Genomic DNA, 12,737 nt, shown 5'->3' with positions numbered 1-12,737 from the left:
GCAGCATGGGGGCTGTACGGCGCGCTTCCTAAGATGGCCGGCAGAACCTTTCGCCAGAGAGGTTTTCGCGTGCAAATCGTGCAACCTGAAGTAGTCGAGGGCAAAACAATGACAACAGTGAAAAACGCCTGGATGAGCGCCATCTTTATGGCTGGCCTGATGAGCGCAGGGGCGGTCATGGCCCACGGCAACGTGACGCCGACGGCGGTCAATACCGGCAATCTGGAAAAGCTCGGCGAGGAATGGCGTACGGAAAACCCGTACCGCACGGGCAAGAATCACGACGAAGCGTTGAGCATCGGTGCTTCGGCCTATAACCAGAACTGCGCGGCTTGCCATGGCCTGGAAGCCAAGTCCGGCGGTATCGCCCCGGACCTGCGCATGCTGGACGAAGGCGCGGTGGGCGATGAGTGGTTCGTCGAGCGCGTGCGACACGGTTCGGTGCGCGACGGTCGCGTGTACATGCCGAAAATGGCGGACTACCTGAGCCAGGAAGCGCTCTGGGCGATCCGTACTTACCTCGACAGCGTGCACGTCGAGGAGTGATGCCATGGGCCGGGTGCCGTTCCTGCTGATGGCGCTGCTCGTCGGCGCCCCGGCATACGCCCTGGATCCGGGCCCCGACCCGGTGCCCTCGGTGATGTGGGAGTTTTACCGAAAACAATGGATTGGCGATGAGCCTTACCGCTTCGACGAGCGGATCAAGGTCATCGCGCCGCCGTTCGCCGAGGACGCCCGGCAGGTTCCGCTGCAGATCGATGCGCGCGGCCTGCCGGGGAAGGTCAAGCGCATGCTGGTATGGGCCGAACTGAACCCGATTCCGCGCATCGTCGACTTCGCTCCCGGTCCCGAAGTACTGCCCTGGCTGGCGATCCGCGTGCGTATCGAACAGGCCACGGCGTTGCGGGCCGCGGTGCAGACCGAGGAGGGCGTCTGGCATGTCGGCTCGACGCTGATCGAGGCCGCCGGTGGTGGTTGCACCGCGCCCAGCGTGGCGCGCAGTGAGCCCGGTTGGGAACAGCGGCTGGGCCAGGTGCTCGGTGGCCGCTACCCGCGCGAAGACTACAGCCGCCTGCGCCTGTCGGTCTCGCACCCCATGGATAACGGCCTGATGGCCGGGATTCCGGAATTCTTCATCGAACACGCCGAACTGTTCGACGCCCAGGGCCAGTCGCTGGCGACCCTGGAACTGTTCCCGGCCGTGAGCGAAAACCCCAGCCTGTCGTTCGACCTGCGCCGTCCGGGCCCGGTACGCCTGAGCCTGCGTGACAACAACGGCAATGCGTTCGACGCCGCTATCGAATGAGGTCGCTGATGCGTGCTTTGTTGTGCCTGTTGAGCCTTGTCAGCCTGCCGAGCCTGGCGGAGCTGGACTACCGACTCGAACCGCGCCAGGTGGCGGCGGACACTTACGTGCTGGAAGGCAGCACCGACAACTTCTCCCGCGACAACGGCGGCAACATCGTCAACACCGGGTTCATCGTCAGCGAGGACGGCGTCGTGGTGATCGACAGTGGCCCGTCGCTGCGCTACGGCCAGGCCCTGCGCCAGGCCATCGCCAAGGTCACCGACAAGCCGGTGGTGCAGGTCTTGATCACCCATCACCACCCCGACCACGCGCTGGGCAGCCAGGCGTTCGCCGACGTGCCGATCGGCGCTTTGCCCGGCACCCGCGAGCAACTGGAGAAAGAGGGCGATGCCCTCAGCGAGAACATGTACCGCATGGTCGGCGACTGGATGCGCGGCACCCAGGTGCGCCTGCCGGATCAGGCGTTGCAGCCGGGGGTGAAGACCTTCGGTTCGCATCCGTTGAAGCTACTGGCGTTCAGCGGGCACAGCGGCGCGGACCTGGCGATTCTCGACGAAAAGACCGGCGTGCTGTTTGCGGGTGACCTGCTGTTCTACCAGCGCGCCCTGACCACCCCGCACAGCCCGGGTTTGAACCAGTGGGTCGATGACCTGCAACAGTTGCAGCGCTTGCCGTGGAAAGTGCTGGTACCGGGGCATGGCCCGGTCAGCCACGACCGCGCGCCGTTCGACCAGATGGTCGACTACCTCGGCTGGCTGGACGACCTGCTGCGCGACAGCGCGGTGCATGGCCTGGACATGAACGAAGTGATCGCGACGCCGATTCCCGAGCGCTTTGCCTCGGTCAAGTTGAGCAAGTACGAGTTGATTCGCAGCGTGACGCATCTGTATCCGCGGTATGAGCAGGCGGTGATGAGTCGGGTGGAGCAGTGATTCCATACCCCGTTTTGACGATGCCCACCTGATCCCGCCCCCGTATACCTCTCAGGGTTATTTACCTGGAGGTAACCGCTGTGAAACAAGCTCCCCCTTATGTACCCGGCCATCAATTGCTGGCCGGCAAATCGGTGTTGATCACCGCCGCTGCCGGTGCCGGGATCGGTTATTCGGCGGCCCGGCGCAGCGCCGAGGAAGGCTGCCGGGCATTGATGATCTCGGACATCCATCCGCGCCGCCTGGAAGAGGCCGTCGAGCGCCTGAAGGCGGAAACCGGCCTGCAGGCGATCTACGGCCAGTTGTGCAACGTCACCGTCGAAGCCGAGGTCCAGGCCCTGGTCGACGCCGCCGAACACCAGCTCGGCGGCGTCGATGTGCTGATCAACAACGCCGGCCTCGGCGGCCAGAAAACCGTGGTCGAGATGAGCGACGAAGAATGGTCGCGGGTGCTCGACGTGACCCTCACCGGCACCTTCCGCATGACCCGCGCCATCCTCCCGCACATGCAGCGCCGCGGCGCCGGCGCCATCGTCAATAACGCCTCGGTGCTTGGCTGGCGTGCGCAAAAGGAGCAGGCCCACTACGCCGCCGCCAAGGCCGGGGTCATGGCGCTGACCCGTTGCAGCGCACTCGAGGCCGCCGAACACGGCGTGCGGATCAACGCGGTGTCGCCGTCCATCGCCCTGCATGACTTCCTCAAGAAAGCCTCCAGCGAAGAACTGCTGGCCAGCCTCGCCGGGCGCGAAGCCTTCGGCCGGGCCGCGGAAGTCTGGGAAGTGGCCAATGTGATGATGTTCCTCGCCAGCGACTACGCCTCGTACATGGTCGGCGAAGTGCTGTCCGTCAGTTCGCAACAGGCCTGAGGAGTCCGCCATGAGCCAAACCTTCAGCAGTGCCCGGGCGCTGCTCGATGCCGAGGGCCTGGACCTGGGCCGCACCGAGTGGCTGACGATCGACCAGGCGCGCATCGACCTGTTCGCCGAAGCCACCGGCGATCATCAGTGGATTCACGTCGATCCCGAGCGCGCCGCCAGCGGCCCGTTCGGCGTGTGCATCGCCCACGGCTACCTGACCCAGTCGCTGGCCAACCTGTTCCTGCCGCAACTGATGACCCTGGAAAACATGGCCATGGGCGTCAACTACGGCTCCGACCGCGTGCGCTTCCCGGCCCCGGTGCGGGTCGGCGCGCGCGTGCGCGGGCATGGCCTGATCCTGCGCGTCGAGCCATTGGGCGAGGCGGTGCAGGCGGTGGTCCGCGTCAGCGTCGAAATCGAGGGCGAAAGCCGCCCAGGCTGCGTGGTCGACACCATCAGCCGCTACACCTTCAATCCTGTTTGAGAGAACCCGTCATGAGCCTGAATGAAGTCGTAATCGTTGCCACGGCGCGTACCGCCCTGGCGAAATCCTTCCGTGGATCCTTCAACGACACCGAGGCCCCGGTGCTGGGCGGCCATGTGGTGCGGGCGGTAGTGGAGCGCGCCGGCATCGAAGCCGACGCGGTGGAAGACGTGATCATGGGCGCGGCGGTGCAGCAGGGCACCCAGGCCTACAACATCGGCCGCTTGTGTGCCTACACCGGCGGCCTGCCGGACAGCGTGCCGGGCATGGCCCTGGACCGCATGTGCGCGTCCGGCCTGATGAGCATTGGCGTGGCGGCCAAGGGCATCATGGCCGGAGAAATGAACATCGCCATCGGCGGCGGCGTGGAATCGCTGTCGTTGACCCAGACCAAACACAAGAACACCTACCGCGCCCAATCCCAGGCGGTGCTGGAGGTGATGCCGTCCGCTTACATTCCGATGCTGGAAACCGCCGAAATCGTCTCGCGCCGCTACGGCATCAGCCGCGCCGCCCAGGACGACTACAGCCTGCAAAGCCAGCAACGCACCGCGGCAGCGCAACGGTCCGGGCTGTTCGATGACGAAATCGTACCGCTCGCCGCCGACCGCCTGTTGTTCGACAAAGAAGGCCAGCCTGCCGGCCATGAGCGGGTGATCGTCGAACGCGACGAGTGCAACCGGCCCGCCACCACCCTGGACGACCTCGCTGCGCTCAAGCCGGTGTGGAAGGACGGCAAATGGATCGGGCAGGGCGAGTTCATCACTGCCGGCAACGCCTCGCAGTTCTCCGACGGCGCCGCTGCCAGCCTGCTGATGAGCAGCGCCGAGGCCAAGCGTCGCGGGCTGACACCGCTGGGCATCTACCGCGGGATCGCCGTGGGCGGCTGCGCGCCGGAAGAAATGGGCATCGGCCCGGTGGTGGCGATCCCCAAACTGCTCAAGCGCTTTGGCTTGAATGTCGCGGACATCGGCCTGTGGGAAATCAACGAAGCGTTCGCCTGCCAGGTCCTGCATTGCCGCGATGCCCTGCAGATCCCGCCGGAGCGGCTGAACGTCAACGGCGGCGCGATCGCCATCGGCCATCCGTTCGGCATGTCCGGGGCGCGGATGGTCGGGCATGCGCTGCTGGAAGGGCGGCGGCGTGGCGTGCGGTATGTGGTGATCGCCATGTGCATTGGCGGCGGGATGGGGGCGGCGGGGTTGTTCGAGCTTCCTTGATCTTTACCGGCCTCATCGCTGGCGAGCCAGCGATGACGGCCCTTGTAACAACCAGCTACCCCATTTGGACGATGCCTCCGCGACCACCCGGTCAGATGATCCGCTGACAAGAAAAAACCAGAGGATCACCCGATGAAGCCTGCACCGTGCCCGCACCTGTCGTCATGGAGTCCGTCATGCGCAATCTGATCGGATACGCCATGAGCGCCATCGTCATCGCCGCCGTCGCGTTGGCCTTCTCTCCTCGCCAGCCGGCGCCGCTGGCGGTCTCGCAGATTAACGCCGACCGCGTCCAGGTCAACGCCTTGGTGGCCGACGGCCCGCAACTGCTGGGCGTCGGCGAACGCGGCACGATCCTCACCAGCGACGACGGCGGACGGTCCTGGCAGACCCGCCAGGTCGGCGGCGAGCGCGAAGCGACGCTGACCGCGGTCACCGCCCTGGCTCCCGGCCTGCTGATTGCGGTCGGTCACGACGGCTGGATCCTGCGTTCCACCGACGGCGGCCAGCAATGGCAGGAAATGCACTACGACGCCGAACTGGGCGAGCCGCTGCTGGGGGTCTGGAGCAGCGACGGCCAACACGTGGTGGCCTACGGCAGCTACGGCAAATACCTGGAGTCCAGCGACGCCGGCCAGCACTGGAGCGCGCGCGAAATGCCCGGCGACGGCGCGCATTTCAACGGACTGGACGGCGGTGCCGATGGCCGGCAGATGCTCGTCGGCGAACAGGGCCTGGTGCTGCGTTCCAGCGATGCCGGCCAGCATTGGCAGAGCCTGACGCCGTTCTACAGCGGCTCGCTGTTTGGCGTGGTGCGCTTGTCCGCCGAGCGCTGGCTGGCGTATGGCATGCGCGGCAACGTGTTTCTCAGCACCGACTTCGGCGAGAGCTGGAAGCCGGTCGATGTCGGCAGCACCCAACCGATCTACGGCCACGCGCTTTTACCCGACAATCAGGGCCTGGTGCTGGTGGGTGCCGGCAGTCGCTTGATCCGCCTGGATGCCAAAGGCACTCTGCTCGACAGCTCGCAGCGCATGGGCCTGGGCACCCTGACCTCGGCGCTGGTGCTCAATGCCCGCCACCTGTTGGTGGCCGGCGAGCGCGGCGTATTCCAGGGCAGTGGCGACAGCGCGCTGGCCGCCGTGAAGTAAGACGATTGTTGATGAACCGCCTGGCGTTTCCCGTGCGCCGGTGCCGGCGTGCTGCCGGGCGACCTCGCCCGGATGCTCCACCACAATAAAAACAATGTTGCGGGCTCCGGGGGGCCGGGCCCGTGGGGGATTGACCATGCAAACCGTGATGCCCAACGCCCGTGTCCTCGAAACAATGGGACTGGAGCTGGCCGAGTACGAGCGGCTGATCGGCAACATGTACGACGCGGCGATGGACACCCGTTGCATGACCGAGTCGCTGCAACAGGTCCGCGCCTTGTTCCAGGCCAATTTCGTCACCCTGATCCTGCGGGTGGCGGACGAACCGTTCCTGTCGCCGATGATGGTCGCCGGCGACATCGAACTGGGCGAGGGCGGCGTCAACCACTACGCCTACTACGCCAAATCGACCCTGTTCGACCGATTGCCCTCCGACCAGGTGTTCACCATCGACGACCTGATGACCGAGGCCGAATGGCTGGGGTCGTCGTTCTACCTGCTGTACTGCGAACCCTACGGTTGCCACCAGATGCTCGGCGTCGATATCAGCATGCCGGACGGCGGCATCCTGCGCCTGCGCATCAACCGCACCCGCGAGCAGGCGCGCTTCGGCGACACCGAGCGGGCCATGTGCGCCATGCTCATCCCGCACCTGCGCCGGGCCCTGCACATGCATTCGCTGCTGGACCGCAGCGAATCGCTGGGCAGCCTGTATTGCCAGACCATCAGCCGCCTGGCGGTGGCAACCATCGTCCTCGACGAAAGCGGCAGCGTGCTGCAACTCAACCCGGTGGCGCGGGAAATCCTCGACAGCAATGACGGCCTCAAGCTGGTGGGCGGCCGGCTGGAAGCGACTTACCCGAGCGACAATCGGGAACTCAGCCGACTCGTGCGCAATGCCTTCACCCGCGCCAAACAAGGGGAGGGCGACCGCCAGGGCGCGGAGGCCATGTCGGTGTCGCGGCCGTCCGGGCAGGTCAACCTGGGCGTGGTGGTGGAGTTGATTCCGTCGCAGGAATTGCTGGAGGGCAAGGGCAAGCCGACGGTGATGGTCTATGTGCGCGATGCGGTGGGCAAATCCCTGGTCAGCACGGTGGTGACCTCGCAGCTCTATCACCTGACCCCGGCGGAGACCGCGTTGGCGCTGGAACTGGCCAACGGTCTGTCGCTGGAAGAAGCGTCGGAGCTGCTCAATATCCGTCGCAACACTGCCCGGGCGCATTTGCGTTCGATCTTCTCCAAGACCGGTGTGCGACGGCAGACCGAACTGGTGCGGATCATGCTCAACAGTGTGGTGGCGCTGGGGCAGCCGGGGACGCTGCCGTTGCCGGCCAGCGCGGTGTGAGGGGTGTTGTTGCGGATTTCAGGTGATCGCCTGAAAAAAGCAGATCAGCGGTAACCAAGACCGCTGAGAACTATCATTTTTGCCAGTAGTTGAGCGTCTGGATATCTCCCATATTGCTTTCGTCTACCTGCGGACAGCGTCCATTGGCGCGCTGTCTGGTTTTGTCTGGTTACGGCCATGGCACCTGGGAGGCCACCATGAAGGCTGCGATTTGCTCGTTGTTGCTTATGTCTTTGCTGGGTACTCACAACGCTGCACTGGCAAGAGAGGACCTTCAAGGCAATACCATCGGTTCAATACGTAACGACGGTGGTGATGAAATCATCCTGCAGGGGTTTCACTGGAACTCCAGCCGTGTTTCGGGCGAAAGCTGGTACACGATCCTGGCGGCCAAGGCTGCAACCATCGCGCAGGATGGCTTCACCGCAATCTGGATGCCACCGCCCTGGCGAGATGGCTCCAAGTGGGCTGATGCCGCGTCGGGTACCTCGGGCGGCGGCGAAGGGTACTTCTGGCAAGACTTCAACAAAAACAGTCAATACGGCAGTGATGACCAGCTCAAGCAAGCCGCCGCGGCGTTGAACAAGGTCCACGTCAAGCCGATCTATGACGTGGTTCCCAATCACATGAACGGCAATTTTCCGGGCCAGGAAGTTCAGCTACCCAAAGGGCAGAATTTCTGGCGCGACGATTGCCAGCCCGTCAGCAAATGTGATGACGGCGAGGGGTTCATGACGGGAGACGCCGACCTCAATACCGCCAATCCGCGTGTGTTCGAGATGTTCAAGGATGAATTCGCCAACCTGCGGGATCACTACGGTGCGCAGGGGCTTCGCTTTGACTTTGTCAAAGGCTACGCGGCCGAGCGTGTCGACAGCTGGATGCAAGGGTTCGGCACCCAAGGCTTCTGCGTGGGCGAGCTGTGGAAGGCACCGAACGAATACGCCAGCGATGACTGGCGTAGCAAGGCCAGTTGGCAGGATGCCTTGAAGGACTGGTCGGATCGCGCCCATTGCACGGTGTTCGACTTTGCCTTGAAGGAGCGCATGCAAAATGGCGCAATCGCCGACTGGCGCCATGGGCTCAACGGCAATCCTGACCCACGCTGGAGGGAGGTAGCCGTCACGTTCGTCGACAACCACGACACGGGCTATTCGCCAGGGCCCAATGGCGGGCAGCACCATTGGGCTCTGCCTGAAGAGCGCCGCAGTCAAGCGTATGCGTACATCCTGACCAGCCCCGGCACACCGACCGTGTACTGGCCAGACATGTACGATTGGCCGCGGGGCGAGCTGATTCGCAAGTTGATCAGGATTCGTCGCGACGCCGGTGTCAAAGCCGACTCGGCTATTTCGTTTCTGGGCAACTACTCCGGGTTGGTCGCACGGACCACCGGAGGCAAAGGCACGCTGCTGATTGCACTGGGGTCAAACCTCAGCGCTGCCGGTGCTGGATTCACCTCAGTGCTCGATGCCGACAACGGTCAGATCCGGGTGTGGCGGTCTGCGCAGTCCCAGGCTTCCGTGGAGGTCACCTTTACCTGCAATCAAAGCATCACTCAGCCAGGGGAAAGCGTCTACGTAGTGGGCAGTAGTGCGGAACTGGGTGAGTGGAAGCCTGCGCATGCCATTCGCCTGACGGACACAAGTGCATACCCGAGCTGGAAGGGGGTAGTCCGTGTACCGGATCAACAGACGCTGGAATGGAAGTGCATCGTGCGCCGGGAGGCCGACGCCAACAGCGAGCCGCGTTGGCAACCGGGTAACAACAATGTGCTGAAGGTTGGGGAAGGCGCCAGCAGCACCGGCAGCTTTTGAGCGATGGATGCCAAATGGGCTGCCCCACCACAGGGGCGGCTCCCCACCACCGAACCTCCCAAAATGCGTTAGTCCGCACGGACGATGCTGCCGCCTCCGGCGCCTGCCGATACTGGGCTCCCCGCTATCGGTATCCCAAGGAGAACAACAATGACCGGCAGTAACCTGGCCCCCCGTGGCCTGGCTTCGTGGACTTTTGCGGCCCTGCTTGGCTGCACCGCCATCGCCCCCGCCAGCGCCGCCCCTGAAGACGTGCCACGCCTGGGCGCCGAGCTGACCTGCCTGGGCGCCGACAAGAGCGGTAATGCCGACGGCAGCATCCCACCGTATTCCGGCAAATGGCTGGGCGTGCCGCCCCAGGTGGATTTCAAGGGCACCGGCAACCACCCGATCGACCCGTACCCGGACGAAAAGCCGCTGTTCGTCATCACCGCCGCCAACCTGGCGCAGTACGCCGAGCAGTTGTCCGACGGCCAGAAAGCGTTGTTCAAGCTGTACCCGACCACCTTCAAAATGCCGATCTACCCCAGCCACCGGGATTTCCGCCCCAGCGACACGGTGTGCCAGGCCACCAAGGAAAACGCCGCCATCGCCAAGCTGGTGGACGACGGCGAAGGCGTGGTCGGCAAGACCGGCGGCACGCCGTTCCCGGTGCCGCGCAGCGGCCTGGAATTGCTGAAGAACGCCTCGACCTTCACCCTGCGCGCCTGGACCGAGGAATACATCTCCGACAACGCCTACGTGCTCAAGGACGGCAATATCAACTGGGGCCGCGTGCATTCGCGCAACCTGGCGCCGTCGCTGGAGCCGGGCAAGATCGGCGACACCACCGGCAACTCCTCGTTCTACCTCAACGAAACCCTGCTGCCGCAGCGTGACAAGGGCGAGATCAACACCGGCACCGAGTTCTGGAACGACAAGACCGAGCCGCGCCAAGCCTGGCGCTACGACCCCGGCACCCGTCGCGTGCGCCAGTCGCCGGGCTACGGTTTCGACATGTCGTTCCCGGGGAGCGGCGGCTCGATCACCGTGGACGAAGTGCGCCTGTTCAACGGCTCCGGCCAGCGTTACGACTGGAAGATCGTCGGCAAGCGCGAGATGTACATCCCTTACAACGCCTACCGCCTCCATTCGCCGCAACTCAAATACGCCGACCTGCTGACCCCGGGGCATATCAACCCCGATGCCATGCGCTACGAGCGCCACCGCGTGTGGGAACTGGAAGGCACCCTCAAGCCCGGTTATCGCCACCTGTACGGCAAACGCAAGCTGTACATCGACGAAGACACCTGGTTCCCGATGCTCGCCGACAACTACGACAACCGTGGCGAGCTGTGGCGCACCTCGATGGTCAATTACTTCTACGCCTACGAGTCCTTCGGCCAGCAGGCCGGGGTAGGGCTGTACCACGACCTCAACGCCGGCAGCTACCTGGCGTTCAACCTGATCAACGAACAGCGCAACGGCTACCAGTTGAACAAGCCGGGCTTCAGTCCGAAGGATTTCGGACCGGAGGCGGCGCGGCGTTTCGGTCAGTGATCGCCTGATTTCCAAGGGCCTCATCGCCGGTTTGCCGGCGATGAGAACGCTGCAAAACCGCCTAGTCCAATTGGAGGATGAAGCCCTTGGCGCATCTGCCCAATCATGGCGGTCATGAATTCACCCATTCAGAAAGGGGGTATTAGCCGACCCCCAGGTTTTCACCCGAGGACAACAACAAAATGACCAAACTCGCTGAAATCTCCCTCGACAATGCCCAGCGCACTCACCGCTACGCGCGCGGCTGGCATTGCCTGGGCAACGCTGCTGACTACCGCGATGGCAAGCTGCACACGCTGAACATCTTCGGCACCCGCCTGGTAGGCTTCGCCGCCAGCGACGGCACCATCAGCGTCCTTGATGCCTATTGCCCGCACATGGGCGCCGACCTGTCCCAGGGCACCATCGAGAACGACCGCGTGGTCTGCCCGTTCCACCACTGGAAATACGACACCGCCGGCAAGTGCGTCGAGATCCCGTACTGCAAGCGCATCCCGCCGAAAGCCAAGACCCGCGCCTGGCTGACCTGCGAAGAAAACAACCTGCTGTTCATCTGGAACAACCCGGAAGGCAAGGCCCCGAGCGAAGGCGTGGTCATCCCGCACCTGGCCGTGATGGACAGCCCTGACTGGATCCACGACTGGAACATCGACACCATGCTGATCGAGACCAACCCGCGCGAGCTGGTCGACAACCTGGTGGATGCCCAGCACTTCGGCCCGGTCCACGGCACCCCGACCAAATTCTTCTCCAACATCTTCGAAGGCCATATCGGCCACCAGATCTTCCACGGTGACTCCGAGCGCCTGGGCGGCGACCTGATCGCCGAATCGGCCTACTACGGCCCGGCGACCCACTTCACCCACCTCAGCTCGATGTTCGGCGACGTGCGTATCCACGCCATCCTGCTCAACAGCCACGTTCCCGTCGGCCCCAACAGCTTTGAATTGCGTTTCGGCTGCATGGTCCAGCGCGTGCCGGGCTGGACCGAGGAGCAGAACCAGGAAGTGGCCAAGGCCTACGTCATGGGCAACCGTGCCTCGTTCTACCAGGACGTGGACATCTGGAAGCACAAGATCCGCATCGACAAACCGGTGCTGGCCGAGACCGATGGCCCGGTCTATCAGTTGCGCGAATGGTACGAGCAGTTCTTTACCGACGAGGACCAAGTGCCGGCGAGCATGGCCGAGCGCCGCGAGATCGTCACCGTCGACGAGCGTTGAGTGACCCCGGGGCCCGTCGCCACGCAGGCGGGCCCTGACCGAACCACAGGTCCGGAGAATGCCGACAATGAAAATAAAAAGCCTTCTTGCCTACAGTGTTCCGCTTTCCATTCTGTTTTTCGTGGTGCTGACGGTGCTTGTGTCGGTGCCGCCTGAGCCACGCAGCGTCAAAGCCTGCCGACAGATGCCGGGTTGCGTCAGTGTGGTGGCGTCGTTTCAGGGCTGGCCTAGTTTGCGTTAAATGGTCGTTTCGGGTGTCTTGAGCTTATGAGTTCCTGAAGTGATGCAGCCCTTGTGGGGGCTCTGAGCTTATCCGTTCGATGCGGCGAGGCTGCCGGCCCCTTTCGCCTTTACGGCGAGTCCATTTTGTCTTGGCAAAATAGACGAAAACCGCTGGCTCCTGCATCCGGCCCTACGCTGCGCTCCGGGTTCCCTCCCTCCGGTGTCTTCCGGGGGCCACGCGGCCTACGACTTGCTTCGCAAGTCTTCACCTCGCGTCTTCGGCTAACGCCGAAGGGTGCTGCGCACCTGCCCCCTACAGACACCTCCACTCGGCCTTCTGACGTCGCAATCTGTGGCGTCTGAACTTGCGGGCATCAAGAGCAACAGCAAAAGACAATCAGTGGCCCCACAAAAACTGCTCACACCGCGAACCCTGTGGGAGCCGGCTTGCCGGCGATAGCGTCCTCCGCCGAGTGACAAACCATCTGGCCTCATCCGGCAAGCCAGCACCAAACTTTGATTTCGAAGACCCGTCATCCCAGACGCCGCCCGTAACTTCGCGACTTCAGGAGGCCGAGCGGAGGTGCCTGTAGGGGCGGTGCGCAGCACCTTCGGCGATAGCCGAAGACGCGAGTTGT

Annotated in this window: 11 protein-coding genes; all 11 read left to right on the top strand. The window is 63.9% G+C overall.

Annotated elements, in window-relative coordinates:
* Nucleotides 1-108: 108 nt before the first annotated feature.
* Entirely contained in the window at nucleotides 109-546 is a 438-nt protein-coding gene (gene pedF / locus NTD82_RS00055; protein ID WP_095153540.1) for a cytochrome c-550 PedF, read from the top strand.
* A 4-nt stretch (nucleotides 547-550) separates the two neighbouring features.
* Nucleotides 551-1,306 (top strand): quinoprotein dehydrogenase-associated SoxYZ-like carrier, encoded by a 756-nt coding sequence (locus NTD82_RS00050; protein ID WP_262127329.1) that lies wholly within the window; start codon nucleotides 551-553, stop codon nucleotides 1,304-1,306.
* Nucleotides 1,307-1,314: 8 nt separating this feature from the next.
* Nucleotides 1,315-2,241: a quinoprotein relay system zinc metallohydrolase 1 gene (locus tag NTD82_RS00045; protein WP_262127328.1), complete on the top strand. Its 927-nt coding sequence runs from the start codon at nucleotides 1,315-1,317 to the stop codon at nucleotides 2,239-2,241.
* An 80-nt stretch (nucleotides 2,242-2,321) separates the two neighbouring features.
* Nucleotides 2,322-3,107 (top strand): SDR family oxidoreductase, encoded by a 786-nt coding sequence (locus NTD82_RS00040; protein WP_175650169.1) that lies wholly within the window; start codon nucleotides 2,322-2,324, stop codon nucleotides 3,105-3,107.
* 10 nt (nucleotides 3,108-3,117) lie between these two features.
* Entirely contained in the window at nucleotides 3,118-3,582 is a 465-nt protein-coding gene (locus tag NTD82_RS00035; protein WP_262127327.1) for a MaoC family dehydratase, read from the top strand.
* 11 nt (nucleotides 3,583-3,593) lie between these two features.
* A complete protein-coding gene (locus NTD82_RS00030) occupies nucleotides 3,594-4,802 on the top strand; it encodes an acetyl-CoA C-acyltransferase (RefSeq protein ID WP_262127326.1) in 1,209 nt (402 codons plus the stop codon).
* 176 nt (nucleotides 4,803-4,978) lie between these two features.
* Entirely contained in the window at nucleotides 4,979-5,953 is a 975-nt protein-coding gene (locus tag NTD82_RS00025) for a WD40/YVTN/BNR-like repeat-containing protein (RefSeq protein WP_095153535.1), read from the top strand.
* Between the two features lie 136 nt (nucleotides 5,954-6,089).
* Complete coding sequence (locus tag NTD82_RS00020; RefSeq protein ID WP_095153534.1) at nucleotides 6,090-7,298, top strand: helix-turn-helix transcriptional regulator; 1,209 nt, start codon at nucleotides 6,090-6,092, stop codon at nucleotides 7,296-7,298.
* Between the two features lie 227 nt (nucleotides 7,299-7,525).
* Complete coding sequence (locus NTD82_RS00015; RefSeq protein WP_410017015.1) at nucleotides 7,526-9,115, top strand: glucan 1,4-alpha-maltotetraohydrolase domain-containing protein; 1,590 nt, start codon at nucleotides 7,526-7,528, stop codon at nucleotides 9,113-9,115.
* Between the two features lie 150 nt (nucleotides 9,116-9,265).
* Nucleotides 9,266-10,654: a DUF1329 domain-containing protein gene (locus NTD82_RS00010; RefSeq protein WP_262127324.1), complete on the top strand. Its 1,389-nt coding sequence runs from the start codon at nucleotides 9,266-9,268 to the stop codon at nucleotides 10,652-10,654.
* 182 nt (nucleotides 10,655-10,836) lie between these two features.
* Entirely contained in the window at nucleotides 10,837-11,877 is a 1,041-nt protein-coding gene (locus NTD82_RS00005) for a Rieske 2Fe-2S domain-containing protein (protein WP_262127323.1), read from the top strand.
* Nucleotides 11,878-12,737 lie beyond the last annotated feature (860 nt).

The organism is Pseudomonas sp. 5P_5.1_Bac1 (assembly GCF_025466015.1).
Classification (GTDB): Bacteria; Pseudomonadota; Gammaproteobacteria; order Pseudomonadales; family Pseudomonadaceae; genus Aquipseudomonas.
Note: the sequence above shows the minus strand (reverse complement) of the source record. Positions and strands in the feature narration are given on the sequence as shown.